This window comes from Pseudomonas benzenivorans (assembly GCF_033547155.1).
Lineage (GTDB): Bacteria > Pseudomonadota > Gammaproteobacteria > Pseudomonadales > Pseudomonadaceae > Aquipseudomonas > Aquipseudomonas benzenivorans_B.
This window is the reverse complement of sequence record NZ_CP137892.1, coordinates 3,579,770-3,603,003: the sequence shown is the minus strand read 5'-3', so window position 1 is coordinate 3,603,003 and position 23,234 is coordinate 3,579,770. Positions and strand designations below refer to the sequence as shown.

14 protein-coding genes and 2 pseudogenes are annotated in these 23,234 nt (G+C 67.6%); 11 read left to right on the top strand and 5 right to left on the bottom strand.

Translation table 11 applies throughout. From position 1 onward, the window contains the following. Window positions 1-8: 8 nt before the first annotated feature. From ampD to SBP02_RS20975, 4 genes and pseudogenes are all read left to right on the top strand, one after another. Complete coding sequence (gene ampD / locus SBP02_RS16630) at window positions 9-572, top strand: 1,6-anhydro-N-acetylmuramyl-L-alanine amidase AmpD (RefSeq protein ID WP_318643430.1); 564 nt, start codon at window positions 9-11, stop codon at window positions 570-572. Continuing rightward, on the top strand, window positions 569-1,405 hold the full coding sequence (ampE, locus tag SBP02_RS16625; protein WP_318643428.1) for a regulatory signaling modulator protein AmpE: 837 nt from the start codon (window positions 569-571) through the stop codon (window positions 1,403-1,405). Before ampD ends, ampE begins: the two co-directional genes overlap by 4 nt. A gap of 267 nt (window positions 1,406-1,672) precedes the next feature. Next, window positions 1,673-2,812: pseudogene (locus SBP02_RS20980) on the top strand (HAMP domain-containing protein); the annotation flags it as partial. Further along, window positions 2,795-3,670: a methyl-accepting chemotaxis protein gene (locus SBP02_RS20975; RefSeq protein ID WP_404824398.1), complete on the top strand. Its 876-nt coding sequence runs from the start codon at window positions 2,795-2,797 to the stop codon at window positions 3,668-3,670. The pseudogene SBP02_RS20980 and the gene SBP02_RS20975, both read left to right, overlap by 18 nt. Before the next feature lie 87 nt (window positions 3,671-3,757). On the opposite strand, the gene SBP02_RS16615 is transcribed toward SBP02_RS20975, so the two are convergent. Next, window positions 3,758-4,540, bottom strand: coding sequence for a TatD family hydrolase (locus tag SBP02_RS16615; protein WP_318646364.1), 783 nt, complete (start codon window positions 4,538-4,540; stop codon window positions 3,758-3,760). A 51-nt stretch (window positions 4,541-4,591) separates the two neighbouring features. Continuing rightward, window positions 4,592-5,593 carry a catabolite repressor/activator gene (gene cra, locus SBP02_RS16610; protein WP_318643423.1) on the bottom strand — a complete coding sequence of 334 codons (1,002 nt, stop codon included), beginning with the start codon at window positions 5,591-5,593 and terminating at the stop codon, window positions 4,592-4,594. A gap of 169 nt (window positions 5,594-5,762) precedes the next feature. On the opposite strand from cra, the gene ptsP reads away from it, so the two are divergent. From ptsP to SBP02_RS16595, 3 genes are read left to right on the top strand one after another with little or no spacing between them, the layout of a single operon-like run. Beyond that, window positions 5,763-8,633 carry a phosphoenolpyruvate--protein phosphotransferase gene (gene ptsP / locus SBP02_RS16605; RefSeq protein WP_318643421.1) on the top strand — a complete coding sequence of 957 codons (2,871 nt, stop codon included), beginning with the start codon at window positions 5,763-5,765 and terminating at the stop codon, window positions 8,631-8,633. Then, window positions 8,633-9,568, top strand: coding sequence for a 1-phosphofructokinase (gene pfkB / locus SBP02_RS16600; RefSeq protein ID WP_318643419.1), 936 nt, complete (start codon window positions 8,633-8,635; stop codon window positions 9,566-9,568). Before ptsP ends, pfkB begins: the two co-directional genes overlap by 1 nt. 22 nt (window positions 9,569-9,590) lie before the next feature. After that, the gene (locus tag SBP02_RS16595) at window positions 9,591-11,336 is read left to right on the top strand and encodes a PTS fructose-like transporter subunit IIB (RefSeq protein ID WP_318643417.1); all 1,746 of its coding nucleotides are present in this window, start codon (window positions 9,591-9,593) and stop codon (window positions 11,334-11,336) included. Between the two features lie 456 nt (window positions 11,337-11,792). Here the strand turns inward: SBP02_RS16595 and SBP02_RS16590 are convergent, their stop codons facing one another. Together SBP02_RS16590 and SBP02_RS16585 are read right to left on the bottom strand one after the other, a co-directional pair. Beyond that, complete coding sequence (locus SBP02_RS16590) at window positions 11,793-12,245, bottom strand: REP-associated tyrosine transposase (protein WP_318643415.1); 453 nt, start codon at window positions 12,243-12,245, stop codon at window positions 11,793-11,795. Window positions 12,246-12,384: 139 nt separating this feature from the next. Next, the gene (locus SBP02_RS16585) at window positions 12,385-13,968 is read right to left on the bottom strand and encodes a peptide chain release factor 3 (protein ID WP_318643413.1); all 1,584 of its coding nucleotides are present in this window, start codon (window positions 13,966-13,968) and stop codon (window positions 12,385-12,387) included. A 433-nt stretch (window positions 13,969-14,401) separates the two neighbouring features. On the opposite strand from SBP02_RS16585, the gene SBP02_RS16580 reads away from it, so the two are divergent. From SBP02_RS16580 to SBP02_RS16570, 3 genes and pseudogenes are all read left to right on the top strand, one after another. Next, window positions 14,402-15,565, top strand: coding sequence for a type III PLP-dependent enzyme (locus SBP02_RS16580; RefSeq protein ID WP_318643410.1), 1,164 nt, complete (start codon window positions 14,402-14,404; stop codon window positions 15,563-15,565). Window positions 15,566-15,738: 173 nt separating this feature from the next. Then, complete coding sequence (locus SBP02_RS16575) at window positions 15,739-17,889, top strand: TonB-dependent receptor (protein WP_318643408.1); 2,151 nt, start codon at window positions 15,739-15,741, stop codon at window positions 17,887-17,889. Between the two features lie 279 nt (window positions 17,890-18,168). Beyond that, window positions 18,169-18,356: pseudogene (locus tag SBP02_RS16570) on the top strand (PKHD-type hydroxylase); the annotation flags it as partial. Window positions 18,357-18,526: 170 nt separating this feature from the next. Here SBP02_RS16570 and SBP02_RS16565 read toward each other — a convergent pair. After that, the gene (locus tag SBP02_RS16565) at window positions 18,527-20,647 is read right to left on the bottom strand and encodes a TonB-dependent receptor (protein ID WP_318643407.1); all 2,121 of its coding nucleotides are present in this window, start codon (window positions 20,645-20,647) and stop codon (window positions 18,527-18,529) included. Between the two features lie 205 nt (window positions 20,648-20,852). On the opposite strand from SBP02_RS16565, the gene SBP02_RS16560 reads away from it, so the two are divergent. Further along, complete coding sequence (locus SBP02_RS16560; protein WP_318643405.1) at window positions 20,853-23,222, top strand: sulfite reductase flavoprotein subunit alpha; 2,370 nt, start codon at window positions 20,853-20,855, stop codon at window positions 23,220-23,222. Window positions 23,223-23,234 lie beyond the last annotated feature (12 nt).

Here is a 23,234-nt window from a genome sequence, read left to right as displayed (position 1 = left end):
GAGCCGTTATGCAGCTGGATCCTCGCAGTGGCTGGTGCTCGGGCATTCGCCACTGCCCCTCGCCCAACTTCAACGCACGCCCGCAGGGAGAGGTGTCCCTGCTGGTGATCCACAACATCAGCCTGCCGCCGGGCCAGTTCGGCACCGGCAAGGTCCAGGCGTTCTTCCAGAATCGCCTGTCGGCCGACGAGCATCCCTACTTTGCGAGCATCGCGGCGATGCAGGTCTCGGCGCATTTCCTGATCGAGCGCGACGGCGCCATTACCCAGTTCGTCTCCTGCAACGAGCGGGCCTGGCATGCCGGCCAGTCCAGCTTCCAGGGGCGCGAGAACTGCAACGATTTTTCCCTGGGTATCGAGCTGGAAGGCACCGACGAGACGCCCTACAGCGAGGCCCAGTATGTCGCGCTGCCGGCGTTGATCCACGCGCTGCGAAGGGGCTACCCGGCACTCGCCCCGGAGCGCATCTGTGGACACAGCGACATAGCCCCGAGCCGCAAGACCGATCCCGGTCCGGCTTTCGACTGGCCGCGGTTGCGCGCCGCGCTGAAGGATAAGAAGGAGGCGTTATGACTTTTCTGGTGCTGTTGCTGGTGCTATGGGTCGAGAAGTTCTCGGCATGGCGCCATGCGATCCAGCAGGACGGACCCTGGCTGCGCTTGCTGGCGAAGGCCGAGCGGCAGCCGGACTTCGTCGAGAGCCCCTGGTTGGGGATCGTGCTTCTGGTGGTGCTGCCGTTGGCGGGCCTGACCCTGCTGCTGTCGCTGCTCGAGCCGCTGGCCTACGGTTGGCTGGCGCTGCCGGTGCACCTGCTGGTGCTGATCTACAGCCTAGGGCGGGGCGACTTGTTGGCGGCGCTCGGCCCTTTCCGCGACAGCTGGCGGCGCGGCGATAGCGAGGCGGCGTACCTGGTGGCCCGTCGCGATCTGGCCCTGGAGGCCGATAGCGAGGGCGCACTGCTGCAGCAGGTGCAGGGGCACATGCTCTGGCAGGCCTATCAGAGCTTCTTTGCGGTGATCTTCTGGTATGCCTTGCTCGGCCCCCTGGCGGCGTTGGCTTATCGTCTGTTGGCCCTGCTCGGCGAGCATGCCGAGCAGCCGGCCTTGCGCGAGCGGGCGGTGCATCTGCGCCATGCCTTCGACTGGTTGCCGGCGCGGGTGCTGGCGGCGAGTTTCGCCCTGGTCGGCAACTTCGTTGCGGTCAATCGGGCGTTGCTGCACGAGTTGCTGAGTTGGGATATTTCCGCCGCACAGCTGGTGATCAATGTGGGGCGCGTGGCCTGTGAGATACCGGCGCCGGAGCTCGGTGCCGCCGGGGTCGGCAGCCTGGACAGCCTCTGGCAACTGCTGGTGCGCGCCGCCGTGCTCTGGTATGCGCTATTCGCCCTGTGGACGCTGTTCCTCTAGTTCCCCCGGCCGGCGCCTGACTCGGGCCGGCCAACTTCCCCCTTTGCCCTCGATGCTCCCGGCACCGCGCTTAACCTTAAGTTACAGAGAAGCGCGTCGATAAGAGGTATATAAGACGCTCGGCGGGGCGGCTGGCCATGTGCCTCTCGCGCCGGTCGTCGGCCGGCCGCGTCGAGCAGCGCGGCGTGGCGAGCCGCCAAGCAGCACAAAACAACTAGAACTGGGGGCGTCTTTGTGAAGACCGTTTTGTATCCAGCCATCGCGCTGATGAACCGCCTCAGCTTCGGCATGAAGTTCAGCCTGATCAGCGTCTTGTTCTTCCTGCCCATGCTGGTGACCAACTTCTACCTGGTGCGCGACTCCTATCGTCAATTCGTCGGCACCCAGGCGGCCCTTGCCAGTCTCGACCTGCTGGGTGCCAGCCTGTCGCTGCGCCGCGACCTGGAAAGCTTTGCCGACCTGGTGAAGATCAACGAGATGATCGGGCAATCCGGTCAGGCCGGGGATCTCGAGAATCGCATCGGCCAGTTGCAGACTCGCCTGGGGACTGCCCTGAAGGCGCTGGCGCCCGTGGTTCGGGATGCCGAGCAAGTCGAGGAGTTCGAGGCCAAGCGCGACGAGCTCATGGCCGGCCTGCAGGCCGTGCAGCAGGAAACCTCGTTGCAGGGCAAGACGGCGATGGCCAGGCAGCTGCTGGGCAGCTCCCAGGTATTCATCAAGCTGGTCGCCAGCCAGGCGGGGCTGAGCCAGGACCGCCAGCGTGAAGTGCGGCAGATGACCGAGCTGGTCACCGTGGTGACGCCCATGGTGACCGAGCCGCTGCGTGACGGACGGGCCACGGGCGCCTATTCCCTGGGGCAGGGCTTCCTCAATTCGGCGGCGAGCACCCAGTTCGACGAGCTGTTGCTGGAGCTGGAGAAAGTCCATGCGGAATACGGGCTCAATCTGCAGGACGCGCTGAGCGCCAGCCCTGGCGCACGCGCGGCCTTGGCCGGCCTGGCAGAGGCCAGCCTGGCGACCCTGAAGGACAGCGCCCTGCTGTTCGAGGACAAGGTGATAGTCGCCGACAGTCTGGACATGCCGTGGCAGCAGTTCTACGACCAGGTCAGTGCGCAGATGGGCAGGACCTATGAGTTCAACGATGCGGTGCTGGCCTTCCTCGACGAGCAGCTGCAGGCGCGCCTGCAGGACAACCGCGCGCAGATGCTGCTGCTGGCGGTGGCGCTGGTGGTGGTGTTCCTGTTGATCCTCTACCTCTACAGCGGTTTTTACGTGTCCACCCGGACGACCCTCAAGAGCCTGGGCGAAGTCATGGACCAGGTCGCCAGCGGCGACATGACGGTCAGCTTCAAGGCGCAGAGCAAGGATGAACTGGGCGAGCTCGGGCAGATGTTCAACGAGACGGTGAAGAAGATCCATCACCTGATCGAGCGTGTCGGCCATACCGTGACCGAGGTCGAGCGCCAGGCCGGCCGTGTGGAGCGGGTTTCCGGCGAGAGCAACCAGGCGGTCGCCGGCCAGCGCAGTCAGATCGAACAGGTGGCGACGGCGATGAATCAGATGTCCGCCACCGCCCAGGAAGTGGCGCGCAGCGCCGCCGCCGCGGTGGGCAGTGCGCAAAGCGTGAATAATGAAACCGTCAGCGGCCGGGCCCTGGTCGAGTCCCAGGTCGGCAGCATCCGGCGCCTGGCGGGGGAGATCGATCAGTCGGTGGCGGTGATCAACCAGTTGGCCAGCGACAGTGCGTCGATCAGCCAGGTGTTGGATGTGATCAAGGGCATCGCCGAGCAGACCAACCTGCTGGCGCTCAATGCCGCCATCGAGGCGGCGCGGGCCGGCGAGCAGGGCCGCGGCTTCGCCGTGGTGGCCGACGAGGTGCGCAATCTGGCCAAGCGCACCCAGCAGTCCACCGAAGAGATCGAGACGATGATCAGCAAGCTGCAGGGCGGCGTCGGCGCGGCGGTCAAGGCCATGGGCGTCAGTCACCAGATGGCCGACGGCACGGTCGGCGAGTCGGGCAAGGTGCAGCAGGCGCTGGAAAACATCCTCGCCGCGGTGGGCATGATCGTCGACCAGAATCAGCAGATCGCCGCGGCGGCCGAGCAGCAGACCGCGGTGGCCCAGGATATCGACCAGAACATCGTCCAGATCAATCAGGCCGGCGAGCGCACCGCCGAGGGCGCCAGCCAGACCGAGCAGTCCAGTCGCGAGCTGTCCGAGCAGGTTTCGCACCTCAAGCAGCTGATCGGTGCCTTCCGGGTCTGACCCGGTTGTCTGCCAGAACGAGGCCCGCCCCTTGGCGGGCCTCGTTCTTTGGGCGAATGCGCGCGTCTGCGGGCGTGTTCGCGCCTGTCAGGAGGGCCAGGCGAACAGCTCGCAGGCGTTACGACTGCTGGTGGCGGCCAGTTCGTCTGGGCTCAGGCCCACGAGCGGGGCCAGCTCGGCACAGATGTCGGGCAAATATTCCGGGCTGTTGCGCTGGTTGGGGTGCATGGCCGGCGCCATGTCCGGCGAGTCGGTCTCCAGCACCAGGGCTTCGGCCGGCAGCTGTCCCAGGACCTTGCGCAGGCGCTTGGCCTGGGGCCAGGTCGGCGCGCCGCCGAGGCCGAGCCTGAAGCCCAGCTTGAGGTACTCGCGGGCTTCCTCGTAGCTGCCGGCGAAGGCATGGATGATGCCGCCGCGCTTGAGCTGGAAGCGCTTGAGGGTGGCGATGGTCGGTGCGTGGGCGCGGCGTACGTGGAGCAGGGCCGGCAACTCGAACTCGGCGGCCAGGCCGAGTTGCGCCTCGAACAGCGCCTGCTGGCGCGGGCGGTCGAGGTGCTCGAGGAAGTAGTCCAGGCCGAATTCGCCGACCGCGCAGAGTTGCCGGTGACCGGCCAGGCGCTGCAGCCAGGCGCGCAGTTCGTCCAGATGCTCGGGGCGGTGCGCGTCGAGGTAGGCCGGGTGCAGGCCGAAGGCGGCGTGCAGCCGGCTGTCGCCCTGCACCAGGTCCCACAGGCGTTGCCAGTTGTCCCGGTACACGCCGAGCACCACCAGGCGCTCCACGCCCCGGGCGCGGCAGCGCGCCAGCAGCGCGTCGCGGTCGGCGTCGAAGTCGGGGAAGTCCAGGTGGGTGTGGGTGTCGATCAGGCGCATAGCTTGAAGCATCGGCGATTTACCCGCCCGGCGCCAGCCGGATGCGGGTGCCTACTGTGCTGCCTGGCGCTGCTTGAGCACCCGCGGAATGGCTTCCACGCCGGGCTGATAGTGGTCCTGCTCGATCGCCTGCAGCGCCCAGTCCAGCACCCGCTCGGCAATCTGTGCGTGCTGCTGGGAAATCGCATTGACCCGTTGCGGCAGGAAGTCCAGCAGCTGGGTGTCGCCGAAGGTCGCCAGGCGCGGTTCGACCTGACCGACTGGGGCGTGCCGCTCGCGCAGGGCGTCGAACACCCCTTCGAGCAGGACGTAGGCGGTGGTGACCAATGCATCCGGCATCTCGCCGTCCCCCGCCAGCAGGGCGCGCATCAGCCGGTAGCCGCAGGCGCGGCTGAACTGCTCGCCATGGCTGACGCTGACGGTGCCGCCGAAGCCCTCGAGGGCCTGGCGGAAGCCCTGCTCGCGGGCCTGGCTGATCGCCAGTTCGCCGCGCGCGCCGAGCAGGGCGATATGCCGCGGCGGCGGTTGCAGCAGACTGCCGGTGAGCAGGGCGCCGGCCTGGCGGTCGTCGCTGACCACCGAGCGGATGGCGGTCGGGTCGAGGGCGCGGTCGACGGCGATCACCGGCACTCCGGCGGCGACCAGGCGGCGGTAGACCGGGTCGTCCTGGGGCAGGCAGCTGGCGACTATCAGGGCATCGCAGCGCCGCGAGCGGAACAGTTCGAGCAACTGGCGCTCGCTGTGCGGGTCGTCATCGGAGCTGGCGATCAGCAGTTGGTAGCCTTTGCTGCGTGCGCGCTGTTCGAGCAGCTTGGCCAGGCGCGCGTAACTGGGGTTCTCCAGGTCCGGCAGGATGAATCCCAGGCAGCGGCTCTGGCCGCGGCGCAGGCCGGCGGCCTGCTGGTCGGGGCGATAGCCGTGGGCCTCGACCACCTCCAGCACCCGCTGCACCGTGGCCGGGCTGATGCGCCGCTTGGCGGCCTGGCCATTGACCACGTAACTGGCAGTGGTGACCGAGACTCCGGCCAGACGGGCGATATCGGAAAGCTTCACGGCGATGGTCCTGGATTTTGCGACTGACGATCGGGCTTCAAGGATCGCCGATTATGGGGTAACGTGCCAGCACTTGATGAAACGATTCAGCAAGCGACTTGGCCGGCTATCCTCGAGGGTGTCGCGAGCCGCCTGCATCAGCCGGCCGCAGTCGCCAGGGGAGAGTCCTATGCTCGAATTGAATGCTAAGCAGATCCAGATGGGGGGCCGTGCGGCCAGCAAGTCGGCGGCGCTGGCGATGCTGGCCGACAGTCTGGTCGGCGAGGGGCTGGTGGCGCCCGGCTATCTTGCCGGCATGCAGGCCCGCGAGGCGCAGGGTTCGACCTACCTGGGCCAGGGCATCGCCATCCCCCATGGCACCCCGGAAACCCGCGATCAGGTCTACCGCACCGGGGTGCGCCTGATCCAGTTCCCCGATGGCGTGGACTGGGGCGATGGGCAGAGGGTCTACCTGGCCATCGCCATCGCCGCCCGCTCCGACGAGCACCTGCGCCTGCTGCAGCTGCTCACCCGCGCCCTCGGCGAGGGCGATCTCAGCCAGGCGCTGCGCGAGGCGCAGCAGCCCGAGGCGATAGTCGCGCTGCTGCAGGGCGCGCCCCAGGAGCTGGCCCTGGACAGCCAGCTGATCGGCCTGGACGTGGCCGCCGCCGACTTCGACGAGCTGCTCTGGCATGGCGCCCAGCTGCTCAAGCGCGGCGCCTGTGTCGAGCCTGGCTTTATCGCCGGCCTGACCCAGCGCACGCCCTTGCCGTTGGGCAACGGGCTCTGGTGGATCCACTGCGAGCAGGCCGTGCTGCGTCCCGGGCTGGCCTTCGTCACGCCGCAGCGGCCGCTGCAGTTGCAGGGGCAGCCGCTGAGAGGGTTGTTCTGCCTGGCCAGCATCGGCGAAGCCTCGCGGCAGCTGCTCGAGCGCCTCTGCGACCTGCTGATCGACGGCCGCGCGGCGACCTTCAGCGAGGCCTGCTCCAGTCACAGCGTGCTCGAGGCGCTGGGCGGCGAGGTGCCGGCGCACTGGCCCAGCCAGCGCGTCACCCTGGCCAACGCCCATGGCCTGCATGCCCGCCCGGCCAAGGCGCTGACCGAGATCGCCCAGGCCTTCGCCGGCGAAGTACGGGTGCGCCTGGTCGGTGAGGCCGGCCCCGGCGTCTCGGTGAAGAGCCTGAGCAAGCTGCTCGGCCTGGGCGCGCGACGCGGCCAGGAGCTGGAGTTCAGCGCCGAGCCGGATATCGCCGACGATGCCCTGCCGGCCTTGCTGGCGGCCGTGCAGGCGGGCCTCGGCGAAACCGTCGAGCCGTTGCCGGCTGGCGGCATGGCGGCGCCGACGGGCGCCGCGCCGAGTGAGCCGCCGGCGCCGCGGGCGCCCTTGCCCGGGGCGCGGATCCAGGCGGTCGCGGCCGCTCCGGGGATCGCCATAGGGCCGGCGCTGGTGCGCATCGCCGCGACCTTCGACTATCCGCAGCGCGGCGAGGATGCGGCCACCGAGCGCCAGCGCCTGGGGCAGGCGCTGGAGCAGGTCGGCGCGGATATCCAGCGGCTGATCGAGACGACCAGCGAGGCGAATATCCGCGAGATCTTCGCCACCCACCAGGTCATGCTGCGCGACCCGGCCCTGCGCGAGGACGTCGACGCCCGGCTGGCCGAGGGCTTCAGCGCCGAGGCCGCGTGGATCACCGAGGTCGAGGCGGCGGCGCAGCAGCAGGAGGCCCTGCACGATGCCTTGCTGGCCGAGCGCGCCGCCGACCTGCGCGACATCGGCCGGCGGGTGCTGGGGCAGCTGTGCGGTGTCGAAGCGCCGCGCGAGCCCGATGAACCCTACATCCTGGTGATGGAGGAGGTGGCGCCCTCGGATGTCGCCTGCCTCGATCGCCAGCGGGTCGCCGGCATCCTCGCCGCCCGCGGCGGCGCCACCGCCCACAGCGCGATCATCGCGCGGACCCTGGGCATTCCCGCGGTGGTCGGCGCCGGCGAGGCGGTGCTGGCCCTGGCCCAGGGCACCGAGCTGCTGCTCGATGGCGACCACGGCCTGCTGCGCGTGGCGCCCGACCGGCAGACCCTGGAGCAGGCCCGGCGCGAGCGCGAGGCCAGCCTGAAGCGGCGCGAGCGCGCCCATGCCGAGCGCCTGCGCCCGGCCGTGACCGGCGACGGCCACGCGGTCGAGGTGGCGGCGAATATCGGCTCCGGCGGCGATACCGCCGAGGCGGTCGAGTTGGGGGCCGAAGGCGTCGGCCTGCTGCGTACCGAACTGGTGTTCATGGACCTGCCCGAGGCGCCGGACCAGGCCGTCCAGGAGCGGGCGTATCGCCGCGTGCTCGACACCCTCGACGGCCGGCCGCTGGTGGTGCGTACTCTGGATGTCGGCGGCGACAAGCCCTTGCCCTACTGGCCCATGGCGGCGGAGAGCAACCCCTTTCTCGGCGTGCGCGGCATCCGCCTGAGCCTGCAGCGCCCGGAGATCCTCGAGACGCAGTTGCGCGCCTTGCTGGCGGCGGCCGAGGGCCGACCGCTGCGGATCATGTTTCCCATGGTCGGCACCATCGAGGAGTGGCGCGCGGCGCGCGACCTGACCCTGCGTCTGCGCCAGGAAGTTCCGGTGGACGATCTGCAGCTGGGGATCATGGTCGAAGTGCCTTCGGCGGCTTTGCTGGCGCCCTTGCTGGCGCGCGAGGTGGACTTCTTCAGCATCGGCACCAACGACCTGACCCAGTACTGCCTGGCCATCGACCGCGACCATCCGACCCTGTCGGCCCAGGCCGATGGCCTGCACCCGGCGGTGCTGCGCCTGATCGCCATGACGGTCGAGGCCGCCCACGCCCAGGGCAAGTGGGTCGGCGTCTGCGGCGAGCTGGCCGGCGACATGCTCGCCGTGCCGGTGTTGGTCGGCCTGGGAGTGGATGAGCTGAGCGTCTCGCCACGGGCCATCGGCCTGGTCAAGGCGCGGGTGCGCGAGCTGGACTACCGCCACAGCCAGGCCCTGGCGCAGCAGGCCTTGGCCCTGGAAAGCGCCGCGGCGGTGCGCGCGTTGATCGGGGAGGTTCACTGATGGCACGCATCCTGACCCTGACCCTGAATCCGGCGCTGGACCTCACCGTGCGTCTCGACGCGCTGCGACCCGGGGCGGTCAACCGCAGCCTGGGGCAGAGCAGCCAGGCCGCGGGCAAGGGGCTCAACGTCGCCCAGGTGCTCGCCGACCTCGGTCACAAGGTCACGGTCAGCGGCTTTCTCGGCGCCGCCAATGCCCAGCCCTTCGAGCGCCTGTTCGAGCGCCGTGGCTTCGTCGATGCCTTCGTCCGGGTGCCGGGGGAAACCCGCAGCAACATCAAGCTGGCCGAGGGCGACGGGCGGATTACCGACCTCAACGGCCCGGGGCCACAGATCGGCGCTGAGCAGCGGGCCGAACTGCTCGACACGCTCGAACCCATCGTTGCTGGCCACGACGCCATCGTGGTGGCCGGCAGCCTGCCCCAGGGCGTCGGCTCCGAGTGGTTCGCCGCGCTGCTGCGGCGCCTGCAGGCCTTCGGTCTGCCGCTGCTGCTCGACAGCAGCGGCGCGGCCTTGCGCGCCGGGCTGGCGCTGTCGCCCTGGCTGATCAAACCGAATGAACAGGAGCTGGCCGAGGCCTGTGACCTGCCGACCCTCGACTCGGCTGCGCTGCTGGCCGCGGCGCTGCGCCTGCACCGCCAGGGCGTCGAGCACGTGCTGTTGTCGCGTGGCGCCGCCGGGGTCTGCTGGCTCGGCCCGGGCTTCGCCCTACAGGCCACGCCACCGTCGGTCAGGGTGGTCAGCACCGTGGGCGCCGGCGATTCGCTGCTGGCCGCCACCCTGCATGGCCTGCTCAGCGGCTGGCCGGCCGAGCGCACGCTGCGCCTGGCCACGGCCATCGGCGCCCAGGCGGTGACCCAGCTCGAATTCGGTATTCACGATCGGGAACAGCTCGCGCGCCTGGAAGCGGGCGTGACCGTGGTCGCCCTGAGTTAAAAAACAATAAGAGGTCTTTCCCATGAATCTGCTGATCGTCACCGCCTGCCCCAACGGCATGGTCACCAGCGTGCTCTGCTCGCGCCTGCTGGAGGCCGCCGCCCAGCGCCTGGGCTGGTCCACCCGCGTCGAGGTGCATGACCCCAAGGCCATAGGTTCGCCGCTCAGCGCCGAGGACATCGCCGCCGCCGACCTGGTGGTGGTGGTCAAGACCGGCGAGCTGCCGCTGCAGCGCTTCGTCGGCAAGCGCCTGGTGCAGTCGACCCCGGCCGCGGCTCTGGCCGATCCGCAGACGTTCCTGCGCGACGCCGCCGAGCAGGCCGCTCCGCTGGCGGCCGCCGACGCCGGGCCGAATGCCGCGGGCGCCGCCGCGGCCCGGCCGCGGCTGGTGGCGGTGACCGCCTGCCCGACCGGCGTGGCCCACACCTTCATGGCCGCCGAGGCGCTGCAGCAGGCCGCCGCCCAGCTCGGCTACGAGCTGCAGGTGGAGACCCGCGGCTCGGTGGGCGCGCGCAACGTGCTGAGCGAGGACGACATCGCCGCCGCCGATGCGGTGCTGCTGGCCGCCGATATCGAGGTGGACACCGCACGCTTCGCCGGCAAGCGGGTGCTGCGCTGCGGCACCGGGGTGGCCCTCAAGCAGCCGCAACAGACCCTGCGCCGCGCCCTGGACGAGGCGGCTCCGCTGGCGCCGGCCCAGACGGAGCGTGTCCAGGGGAGCAAGCCGGCGGCCCAAGCTGGACCCTACAAGCACCTGCTGACCGGGGTGTCCTACATGCTGCCGATGGTGGTGGCCGGCGGCCTGCTGATCGCCCTGTCGTTCGTCTTCGGCATCGAGGCGTTCAAGGAGGAGGGCAGCCTGGCCGCGACGCTGATGCAGATCGGCGGCGATGCCGCGTTCAAGCTGATGGTGCCGGTGCTGGCGGGCTACATCGCCTATTCCATCGCCGACCGCCCGGGCCTGGCACCGGGGATGATCGGCGGCCTGCTGGCCAGCTCCCTCGGCGCCGGCTTCATCGGCGGCATCATCGCCGGTTTTCTCGCCGGCTATGCCGCCCGGGCGCTGAACCGCTGGCTGCAGTTGCCGGCCAGCGTCGAGGCGCTCAAGCCGATCCTGCTGATCCCGCTGCTGGCCAGCCTGTTCACCGGCCTGGTGATGATCTACCTGGTCGGCCAGCCGGTGGCCGGCCTGCTCCAGGGCCTGACCGCCTTCCTCGACGGCATGGGCAGCACCAATGCCATCCTCCTCGGCCTGCTGCTGGGCGGCATGATGTGCGTCGACCTCGGTGGGCCGATCAACAAGGCCGCCTACGCCTTTTCGGTCGGCCTGCTGGCCTCGCAGAGCTACGCGCCCATGGCCGCGACCATGGCCGCCGGCATGGTGCCGCCGCTCGGCATGGCCATCGCCTCGCTGCTGGCGCGGCGCAAGTTCGCCGAGAGCGAGCGCGAGGCGGGCAAGGCGGCCGGGGTGCTGGGGCTGTGCTTCATCTCCGAAGGGGCGATTCCCTTCGCCGCCAAGGACCCGTTGCGGGTGATTCCGGCGAGCATCGCCGGCGGCGCTCTGACCGGCGCGCTGTCGATGTATTTCGGCTGCAAGCTGATGGCGCCCCATGGCGGCCTGTTCGTCCTGCTGATCCCCAATGCGATCAACCAGGCGGCGCTGTACCTGCTGGCGATAGCCGCCGGCAGCCTGCTGACCGGGGTGAGCTATGCGCTGCTCAAGCGCGGCGAGACGGCAGAGTTGCTGGTGGCGGGGGAGAAGGCCTGAGGCTCGGCGCCCTGTAGGAGCCAGCTTGCTGGTGCAGCGTTCCGTGCTGCGCCTGGGTTCGCGAGCGAGCTCGCTCCTACGGGGCGGTGTGTTGTTGTAGGAGCCAGCATGCTGGCGCAGCGTTCCGTGTTGCGCCCGGGTTCGCGAGCGAGCTCGCTCCTACGGGGCGGTGTGCTGTTGTAGGAGCCAGCTTGCTGGCGCAGCGTTCCGTGCTGCGCCCGGGTTCGCGAGCGAGCTCGCTCCTACGGGGCGGTGTGTTGTTGTAGGAGCCAGCATGCTGGCGCAGCGTTCCGTGTTGCGCCTGGGTTCGCGAGCGAGCTCGCTCCTACGGGGCTGTGTGTTGTTGTAGGCGCCAGCCTGCTGGCGCAGCGTTCCGTGTTGCGCCCGGGTTCGCGAGCGAGCTCGCTCCTACGGGGCAGTGTGCTGTTGTAGGAGCCAGCTTGCTGGCGAAGCAGGCTACAGCCAGCAAGCGTCCCAGTAGGGGTACTCGCCGATGTGCTCGACCAGGCCGGCGCGCAACGGGTTGGCGACGATGTAACGGGCTACTGCGCGAAGATCTTCGTCCTGACGGATGGCCCGGTCGTGGTAGCCCTTCTGCCAGACGGGACCAGTCCCGCCCATGATTTCGTTCAGGCTGATCGCACTGCGCGATTTCAGTTGTTGCATCAGTTGCTGCAGCGAGCCTTGCTGCAACTGGATCAGCCAGTGCAGGTGGTCGGGCATCAGCACCCAGGCCAACGAGGCGATCGCGGTGGAGCGCTCGGCCCGCCGAATTTCCCTGGCCATCAGAGAGGCCGACGGCCATTGCCGAAAGATCGGCCGACGACTCGCGGTAACAGTGGTGAGCAGATAGATCTGGCCCGGTAGCGAGGCTTGGCCCTTGCGCAGATCTCGTCCATGAAAGCGCATTCCGTTGCGTCCTTCTATCGATTGTGGCGAATGTCAGGGGATTGCCGTAGGAGCGAGCTTGCTCGCGAACGAAAAACCTACGATAGCGGGTGTTCCTCCGTTCACGAGCAAGCTCGCTCCTACAGGGGTAGGCAAGTCATCAATGATGCTCGCGGGTCGCGCGGAACTTCACGTCCGGCCAGCGTTCTTCCATCAGGCTCAGGTTGACCCGGGTCGGCGCCAGGTAGGTGAGGTGGCCGCCGCCGTCGATGGCCAGGTTCTCCGCGGCCTTGTTGGAGAATTCCTCGAGCTTCTTCTTGTCGGCGCACTCGATCCAGCGCGCCGACCACACGGTGATCGGCTCGTAGGCGCACTCGACCTTGTATTCCTCCTTGAGGCGGCTGGCGACCACGTCGAACTGCAGCACGCCGACCGCGCCGAGGATGATGTCGTTGCTGCGCTCGGGGAAGAACACCTGGGTGGCGCCTTCCTCGGCCAGTTCCTGCAGGCCCTGGCGCAGCTGCTTGGATTTGAGCGGGTCCTTCAGGCGCACGCGGCGGAACAGTTCCGGGGCGAAGTGCGGGATGCCGGTGAAACCGAGGTTCTCGCCCTCGGTGAAGGTGTCGCCGATCTGGATGGTGCCGTGGTTGTGCAGGCCGATGATGTCGCCGGCGTAGGCCTCTTCCAGCTGCTCGCGCTCGCTGGAGAAGAAGGTCAGGGCGTCGGCGATGCGCACGTCCTTGCCCAGGCGCGCATGGCGCAGCTTCATGCCCTTCTCGTACTTGCCCGAGCAGATGCGCATGAAGGCGATCCTGTCCCGGTGCTTGGGGTCCATGTTCGCCTGGATCTTGAACACGAAGCCGGAGAACTTCTCTTCCACCGGCTCCACCACCCGCTCGTGGGCGGCGCGGGCCAGGGGCCGGGGCGCCCAGTCGACCACCGCATCGAGCACGTGGTCGACGCCGAAGTTGCCCAGGGCGGTGCCGAAGAACACCGGGGTCAGCTGGCCGGCGAGGAACTCTTCCTGGTCGAATTCGTGGCAGGCGCCCTGCACCAGTTCAAGCTGCTCGATGAAGCGCTCGTACTCGTCGCCCAGGTGGGCGCGGGCTTCGTCGGAGTCCAGGTGCTGGATGATCTTGGTCTCGGTGCGCTCGTGGCCGTGGCCCGGGGTGTAGACGATGATGTAGTCGCCGGCGAGGTGGTACACGCCCTTGAAGTCGCGGTAGCAGCCGATCGGCCAGGTGATGGGCGCCGCCTTGATCTTCAGCACCGCCTCGATCTCGTCGAGCAGCTCGATCGGGTCGCGGATGTCGCGGTCGAGCTTGTTGACGAAGCTGACGATGGGCGTGTCGCGCAGGCGGCACACGTCCATCAGGGCGATGGTCCGCGGCTCCACGCCCTTGCCGCCGTCGAGCACCATCAGCGCACTGTCCACCGCGGTCAGGGTGCGGTAGGTGTCTTCGGAGAAGTCCTCGTGGCCGGGGGTGTCGAGCAGGTTGATCATGTGTTCGCGGTAGGGGAACTGCATCACCGAGGTGGTGATGGAGATGCCGCGCTGCTTCTCCATCTCCATCCAGTCGGATGTGGCGTGGCGGTCGGACTTGCGCGACTTCACCGTGCCGGCCACGGCGATTGCCTTGCCCATCAGCAGCAGCTTCTCGGTGATGGTGGTCTTACCGGCGTCGGGGTGGGAGATGATGGCGAATGTGCGCCTCTTGGCGACTTCGGCGGCCTGGATGCTCATGCGTGGGGGAACCCGTCGACTGAATGTCGGTCTGTCAAAAAAGGCGGCGATTATACCGGGAAACACCGGATCGCGCGGCGCCCAGTGCCCCGGCGGTCGAACCGGGGTCGATGGCGGTGCTGTGCAGCATTCCATGGCGCTTCGTTGCGAATCCTCCACGCTGGGGCGTGGCGCGACAAAAAGGGTCGAAAACCCGGCATTTTTTATTGATCTCAGCTTCCCCTGGTCCTACAGTTCGCGGCCGAACGTCCATGCTGGCAACGATCCATCCGGCTCAAGTACTGACGACGAGAGATCGTGCGCGATACTCGGCGACATGCCTTGGGAAGTAGGCGAACCAAAGTGGGGAAACTGATCAGGCGTTCGCGCTTTGCTATTACTTAGTGAGGCATCCCTAACCACCTTTGTCCGTTTTGCCATTTGGAGTCCCCGCATGTCGATTGAGCTCGAAGACTATTACCCGCGCGAAACCTTCCAGAAGATGAAGGCCTTCGCCGACAAGCAAGAAACCCCCTTCGTGGTGATCGACACCCAGATCATCAGCCAGGCCTACGACGACCTGCGCGCCGGTTTCGAGTTCGCCAAGATCTACTACGCGGTCAAGGCCAATCCGGCGGTGGAGATCATCGAGCTGCTGAAGAACAAGGGCTCGAACTTCGACATCGCCTCGATCTACGAGCTGGACAAGGTCATGGGCTGCGGCGTTGGTCCCGAGCGCATCAGCTACGGCAACACCATCAAGAAATCCCGCGACATCCGCTACTTCTACGAGAAGGGCGTGCGCATGTTCGCCACCGACTCCGAGGCCGACCTGCGCAACATCGCCAAGGCCGCGCCGGGCTCCAAGGTCTACGTGCGCATCCTCACCGAAGGTTCGACCTCGGCCGACTGGCCGCTGTCGCGCAAGTTCGGCTGCCAGACCGACATGGCCATGGACCTGCTGATCCTCGCCCGCCAGCTGGGCCTGGAGCCCTACGGCGTGTCCTTCCACGTCGGCAGCCAGCAGCGCGACATCGGCGTCTGGGACGCGGCCATCGCCAAGGTCAAGGTGATCTTCGAGCGCCTCAAGGAGGAGGACGGCATCGTCCTCAAGATGATCAACATGGGCGGCGGCTTCCCGGCCAACTACATCACCCGCACCAACAGCCTGGAGACCTACGCCGAGGAGATCATCCGCTTCCTCAAGGACGACTTCGGCGACGAGCTGCCGGAGATCATCCTCGAGCCGGGCCGCTCGCTGATCTCCAACGCCGGCATCCTGGTCAGCGAGGTGGTGCTGGTGTCGCGCAAGTCGCGTACCGCGGTGGAGCGCTGGGTGTTCACCGACGTGGGCAAGTTCAGCGGCCTGATCGAAACCATGGACGAGGCGATCAAGTTCCCCATCTGGACCGAGAAGCAGGGCGAGATGGAGGAGGTGGTGATCGCCGGCCCCACCTGCGACAGCGCCGACATCATGTACGAGCACTACAAGTACGGCTTGCCGCTGAACCTGGCCATCGGCGACCGCCTCTACTGGCTGTCCACCGGCGCCTACACCACCAGCTACAGTGCGGTGGAGTTCAACGGCTTCCCGCCGCTGAAGGCCTTCTACCTCTAAGCCGCCCGCTACCGAAAAACCCGCCCTCTGGCGGGTTTTTTGCGTTTCTAGGGGAGGAAGAGAGGCGCCTGTGCGACGGCTGGGGAAAAGTTCCTTGAGGCTGCAAAATATTTCTTGAATGATATTGCTTATCAAATAGAATCGCCGCTCCTTAACACCTGGTAGTGATTCTCATGAGCATGCGTGACAAGAGTTTCTGCAGTCTGCCGCAACCCCGTTTATTGGCCTGCGCCATCGCATCCGCCAGCCTGGCATTCGCCTCGGCACTGCCCGTCATGGCGGCCGAGACGGACAGCCTGACGTTGGAGCCGATGCAGGTGGTGCAAAAGCGCAACGCCTATGGTGTCGAGCGGACCCGTACCGCCACCAAGACCGACACGCCGCTGCGCAACGTGCCGCAGTCCATCAGCGTCGTGACCGACGAGCAGATTCGCGACCAGTCCATGCAAGGCATGGCGGACGTGGTGCGTTACGTGCCGGGTGTGCAGATGGCTCAGGGCGAAGGTCACCGTGATGCGCCCATCCTGCGTGGCAATGCCACGACCGCGGACTTCTTCGTCGACGGCATGCGCGATGACGTGCAGTACCTGCGCGACCTGTACAACGTAGAGCGGGTGGAGGTGTTGAAGGGGCCCAATGGCATGATCTTCGGCCGCGGCGGCAGCGGCGGTCTGATCAACCGGGTGAGCAAGCAGGCCAACTGGACCGATGGCCGCGAGCTCGGGCTCACCTATGGCTCCTGGGAGAACCGGCGCATGACCGGCGACTTCAACCAGGCGGTCAACGAGCGCCTGGCGCTGCGCCTGACCGCCCTGTTCGAGGACTCCAACAGCTTTCGCGACCATGGCGAGCTGGAGCGCTGGGCGATCAACCCCACGGCGAGCTTCGCCCTGAGCGACGCCACCCTGGTCGAGGTCGGCTACGAGCATTTCGAGGACGACCGCACCGTCGACCGTGGCCTGCCGTCCTTCACCAAGGCCGGCAGCAGCCGTGGCGCACCGCTGAAGGTCAACGAGTCCACGCACTTCGGCAGCCCCGACGACAGCTTTTCCACCGCAGAGGTGGATGCGCTGAATGGCCGTATCACCCATGACTTCGGCAACGGGATGGTCCTGACCAACCAGACCCGCTATGCCGATTACGCGAAGTTCTATCAGAACGTCTACCCGTCCGCGGCCTACAACGCGACCACTAATCAGGTTCAGCTCGGCGCCTACAACAACGCGACCGACCGTACCAACCTGATCAACCAGACCGATCTGACGATCGCCGGCAGTGCCCTGGGCTTCGACCACACCCTGCTGGTCGGCGCGGAGCTGAGCCGCCAGGAAACGGAAAACTTCCGCGAAACCGGCTTCTTCAATGTCGCCGGCACGCAGAAAAATACCTTCGTGACGCCGCAGAGCAGCATTTACCAAGGGCCGGTGGTGTTCCGCCACAGCGCCAGCGACGCCGACAACGAGAGCGTCGCCCAGACCGCCGCACTCTACCTGCAGGACCAGATCGCGCTGACCGAGCAGTGGGAACTGCTGGTCGGGGTACGCTACGACAACTTCAAGGTGGACGTGGACGACTTCAAGGGCGGTGGCCATACCAAGGTGTCCAGCTCGGACGATCTGTTCTCGCCACGTGCCGGGCTGATCTACAAGCCGCTCGACAACCTGTCCTTCTATACCAGCTACTCCATCGCCTATGTGCCGCGTGCCGGCGAACAGCTGGCCTCGCTCAATGCCAGCAACCGCGCACTCGACCCGGAGGAGTTCACCAACCGCGAAATCGGCGTCAAGTGGGATGTCACCGAGCGGCTGGCCGCGACTGCCGCGTTCTATCACCTGGAGCGCACCAACGTGGCGGCCACCGATCCGGCCGACCCGAGCCGTTCGATCCTGGTCGATGGCCAGCGGGTGCGAGGTGTCGAACTGGAGATCACTGGCCACTTGACCGATGCCTGGCAGGTCACCGGCGGCTATGCCTACCAGAACAGCGAGCTGCAGACTCCGGGCTTCGAGGGCAACGAGATCGCCCAGGTGCCGCGCGACTCCTTCTCGCTGTGGAACCGCTATGACTTCGATCCGCAGTGGGGCGCCGGTCTGGGCGTGATCTACCAGAGCGACGTGTTCGCCGCCAACGACAATAAGGTGGTGCTGCCGAGCTTCACCCGGGTCGACGCGGCGGTCTACTACAAGGTCAGTCCGCAGCTGCGCCTGCAACTGAACGTGGAAAACCTGCTGGACGAGGAGTATTACGCCTCGGCGCATGGCAACAACAACATCATGCCGGGTTCGCCGCTGGCCTTCGGCCTGGGTGCCAACCTGTCGTTCTGAGTGGGCGCGTGACGGCGGGTCCGTCGCGCTCAAATGTAATCAGGCGAGGGCCGCCCCTATGGGCGGCCTTCTGCTGTCTGCCGAATCGCCCTGTCCGGGTGCATGCCTGCGGGCGGGCCGGGGCTCGATCCTCCTGGCGCGCATAACCGCCTAGTGATTGCGCCGCAAACCCAGGCGATCCCGTGATGAAGAGTGGGCGTGGCCCCTTGCTCGGCCAATCTGCGGGCGTTGTCGCGTGAGATGCTTGCTGGGGGAGTTGGGCGTAAGCGTCGTGACGGTCGCGGGGCGCGCGTCTGTTCGTTCTTCTGGCTGCAGAGCAGGTCGGTGACGACGACCAGCGCAGCCTGCTGTTCGACCTGGACTCGAGCATCCAGCAGCTCAACCGCGAGCTGGGGGCGGGGCATGCCAGCAGCGTGCAGCTGACTGGGGTGTACCACAACCTGCTGCGCCGTTGGGCGGAGCTGTAGGGCGAGCCTAATGGCAGGGAGGGGCGAAGGGTGGCGGGGCGTACTGAGGCGCAGGGGGAGAGGGTTGCGGGCCGAGCGAGCGGGTCAGTGACCAGCGCCGATGCTTGTCGGGCCGATAACGACGGCGCCCCGGCCACTCGCTCGAAGTGGCCGGGGCGCCGCTCTAGCCCTTAGAAGCGGTAGTTGGCGCTCAGCTCCAGGCTGCGTGGCGCGCCGGGGGTAATCAGATCCACCGAGCCGTGGGCCGAGGCGTAGTACTCCTTGTCGAACGCGTTGCGCAGGCGCAAGGCCGCATCCCATTGCGGCTGGTTGTACAGCAACGCGGCATCGAAGGTGGTGTAGCCGGGCATGACGGTGACGTTGTCCAGCGCGGTGTAGCGCTCGTCGACATAGTTGGCACCCATGCCGACTCGCCACTGTTGGTTCAGCGAGCGTACCAGCCAGAGGTTGGCGCTGTGCCGTGGGGTCAGGGTCGGGGTCTGGCCTTCGTTGGCCACGCCATTGGTCTTGCTGTTGGACTTGGTGATCTCCGCGTCCAGGTAGGCGTAGCCGGCATAGACCTGCCACTTGTCGCTGAGCTGGCCGGTCAGGGTGGTCTCGAAACCGTCGGTGCGCTGTTCGCCGGCGAGGATCAGCTTGGCCGGGTTGACCGGGTCGCTGGTCTTCATATTGGTGCGCTCCAGGCGGAACACCGAGGCGGTCAGCGACAGGCGCTGGTCGAGCAGGTCCCATTTGCCGCCCAGCTCGTAGTTGGTGGTCTGCTCCGGCTCCAGGTCCTTGTTCGAGTTGCTCAGGGGGAAGACCTCGGAGGACGGCTGGTAGGAGCGGCTCACCGAGACGTAGTAGGACTGCACCTGATCCGGCTGGTAGACCAGGCCGACGCGCGGGCTCCAGGTGCGGTCGGTGCGCGAGATGTCGCTGCCGCTCAGGGCGTCCTGGAACTCCTGGTCGTAGACGTCGTAGCGCACGCCGAGCAGGGCCTTCCATTGCGGTGCCAGCTCGATCAGGTCCTGCACGTAGAAGCCGGCGGTGTCCTGGATGTTGCGGCCCTTGTTGGTCTGGCGCGCAGCCTGGAAGGGCACCTCGACCAGGCCGTCGCGGAACACCGGCACCCGGGCCACGTCATCCTGGCTGAAGAAGGCCTGGTGCTTGTCCTGGCGACCCAGTTCCACGCCGTAGAGCAGGTTGTGCTGCATGCCGGCGAGCTGGGCCTGCTGCTTCAGCTCGGTCTGGTTGAACCAGCCATCCTCCTTGCGCTGTACGTTGCCGCGCTTGAGCTTGACCAGCAGCTCGCCGTTGGCCGCGGTGACGAAGCGGTTGGCGTCGGTGTGGGCCAGGGTGTTGTTGCGGTCCAGGTCGTAGTGGTAGTAGCGGCTGGTGTTGGACAGGCTGAAGTCGTCGTTGATCTGGTAGTCGAGGCCGGCGGTGAGGGAGAACACCTCGCTGCGGGTGTAGTCCTGATCCGGGTCGGCGGAGCCGAAGCGGGTTTCGGGGTCGACAGCCACCGGGCGGCCGTTCAGCGACGGAATGCCGAAGTCGATCAGGCGCTTGTCGTACAGGTAGCTGGCGCCCAGGTTGAGCTCCAGGTCATCGGATAGCTTGAAGTAGGCCGAAGGCGCCAGGGCCTTGCGCCCGAGGAAGGCGTCGTCGCGGAAGCCGTCGCTGTCTTCCAGGGCGCCGGTGACGCGAAAGGCCTTGTCGCCGTGCTCCTGGTCGGCCCAGCCGGCGTCGAACTGGGTGCGCTTCTTGCCTTCGCTGTCGAGGCTGACGCCCACCTCCTGCACCGGGGCGAAGGTCGGGCGCTTGCTCACGCTGTTGATCAGGCCACCGGAGGAGCCGCGGCCGTAGAGTACGGCGGCGGGGCCCTTGATCACTTCCACCCGTTCGATGTTGGACAGGTCACGGTAGTACAGGGCGTCGTCGCGCACGCCGTCGATGTACTGGTCGCCGATGGCGCTGAAGCCGCGGATGGTGACCTGATCGCGCTGACCGTCGCCATTGGACAGGCCGACGCCGGGCACGTTCTTCAGCACGTCCTCCATCGACTGGGCGCCCTGATCCTTGATCACGCTCTGGGGGATGACGTTGACCGTCTGCGGAATGTCGCGTAGCGGCGCGTCGATCTTCAGCGCGCTCTTGCTGCGGCTGGGCTTATAGCTGCTTTGTTGTTGCTGGCCGGTGATGGTGGCGGCCGGAATCTCCAGCGCGTTGCCGGAATCGGCCTGCACGGCCTGAGCGGCGAGGGCGCCCAGCAGCGATAGGTAGATCGGATTGAAACGTAAGACGGTCACCGCGCGACTCCCCATAAAAAAGAGCGCGAATGGTATTTCCTCTCATTTGCATATGCAAACCTATTGCGCTTTGTCGCTGAAGAGGAGCCCCGCGAAGAGGGCAGGAATCGAATAGCAGATTGCAAGTGATTAGTCTTGTTAAATAGAATTCATTCGCAAAGTTGCGCCCTGGGCGCTCAACCTCCCGCCGTACCGAGCCTCACTCATGTTCAAGAAAGCCTTGTTTCAACTGCACTGGTTGTTCGGCATCAGTGCCGGCCTGGTTCTGGCCCTGATGGGCGTGACCGGTGCGCTCTATAGCTTCGAAGGCGAGATCATGCGCGCCCTCAACCCGCAGGTGCTCCGGGTCGAGGTGCGCGAGTCGGGGATGCTGGCCCCGGCCGAATGGGTGGCGAGGATCGAGGCGGCCGAGGGCAAGAGCGTATCCGGCCTGTGGGTCGACAGCCGCGACGGCAACGCGGCTCGGGTGTTCTTCACCCCGCCGCCGGGCGAGCGTCGCGGCCCGGCGCGCTATTTCGATCCCTACAGCGGCGAACTGCTGGCCCAACCCGATGGCCAGGCATTCTTCGGTCTGATGCTGCAGCTGCACCGCTTCCTCGCCATGGGCGACAGCGGCAAGCAGATCACCGCCGCCAGCACCCTGGCGCTGCTGTTCTTCTGCCTGTCCGGGCTGTACCTGCGCTGGCCGCGCCGGGCGCTGAACTGGCGCGCCTGGCTGACCCTGGACTGGGCCAAGCGCGGCCGCGCCTTCAACTGGGACCTGCATGCGGTGGCCGGCACCTGGTGCCTGCTGTTCTACCTGCTGGCCGGCCTGACCGGCCTGTACTGGTCCTATGACTGGTACCGCGAGGGCATGACCCGCCTGCTCGGCGATGCACCGACGGCGCGCCAGGCCAAGTCCGGCCCAGGCAAAGGGCGCGGGGCGGCGATGCCTGAGGGCGTGACCGAGGTCGACTACGATGCGCTGTGGCGCAACCTGCAGAACGCCACCGGGCCCGAGCTGGCGGTCTGGAACCTGCGTCTGCCGGCGGAGGCCGGCAAGCCGGCGACGGTGTTCTACCTGCTGGCCGATGCCGAGCATCCGCGCGCGTTCAATCAGCTCCGGCTCGATCCGCAGAGCGGTCGGGTCGTACGGCACGAGCGCTACGCCGACAAGTCTTGGTCTGCCCAGTTGCTTAACAGTGTCTATGCCCTGCACACCGGCGAATACTTCGGCCTGGTCGGGCGCATCCTGATGTTCGCGGCCAGCCTGGCCATGCCGCTGTTCGCCATCACCGGCTGGCTGCTCTACCTGGATCGCCGGCGCAAGAAGCGGGCGGCGCAGAGTGCCCGTGGCGCCTTCGCGCCGAGCACCGGGCCCGGTGCGGGCTGGCTGGTCGGCTTCGCCAGCCAGAGCGGTTTCGCCGAGCAGCTGGCCTGGCAAACCGCCGGGCAACTGCAGGCGGCCGGGTTGCCGGTGAGCGTGCAGTCCCTGGCCACGCTGGACGAACGCAGTCTGCGCCAGGCGCAGAACGCCCTGTTCGTGGTCAGCACCTTCGGCGACGGCGAGGCCCCGGACAGCGCCCGGGGCTTCGAGCGCCGGTTGCTCGGCGCCGAGTTGGCCTTGGGCGAGTTGAGCTACGCGGTGCTGGCCCTGGGCGACCGCCAGTACCAGCAGTTTTGCGGCTTCGCCCGCCGCCTGCATGACTGGCTGGGACGCCAGGGCGCCAACAGCCTGTTCGCCCCGGTCGAGGTGGACGCCGGCGACAGCGGTGCCCTCGACGCCTGGCAACGCCAGCTCGCGGCCGTCACCGGCGTACGGGCCACGCCGCTGCAGGAGCGGCCGTTCGCCGAATGGCGGCTGCTGGGGCGCGAGTGCCTCAACCCGGGCAGCAGCGGCGCACCGACCTATCTGGTCCGTCTCGAGCCCGCGCCCGGCGCCGACTGGCAGGCCGGCGACATCCTCGAACTGCTGCCGCGCAACCAGGTCGAGCAGCAGCCGCGGGATTACTCGATCGCCTCCCTGCCGGCCGACGGCGTGCTGGAGCTGATCGTGCGCCAGGAGCGCCACGCCGACGGTTCCCTCGGTCTGGGCTCCGGCTGGCTGACCGCCGAGGCGCAGCCGGGGCAGGTGTTGAGGGGCCGGCTGCGTTCCAACAGCGCCTTCCATCCGCCGCGCGACGACCGGCCGCTGATCCTGATCGGCAACGGCACCGGCCTGGCCGGGCTGCGTGGCCTGCTCAAGGCACGTATCGCCAAAGGGCAGGGGCGCAACTGGCTGCTGTTCGGTGAACGCCACGTCGCTCACGACTTCTACTGCCGCGAGGAGCTGCAGGCCTGGCTGGCCGGCGGCCAGCTGACCCGTCTGGACCTGGCGTTCTCCCGCGACCAGACGCACAAGGTCTATGTGCAGGACCGCCTGGGCGAGCAGGCCGGCGAGCTGCGGCGCTGGCTGGAGCAGGGCGCGGCGATCTATGTCTGCGGCAGCCTGGACGGCATGGCGTCGGGGGTCGAGCGGGTGCTGCGCGAGACCCTCGGCGGGGCCGCCCTGGAACAGCTGCGCGAGGCCGGGCGCTACCGTCGCGACGTCTACTGATCGCCGGGCGCC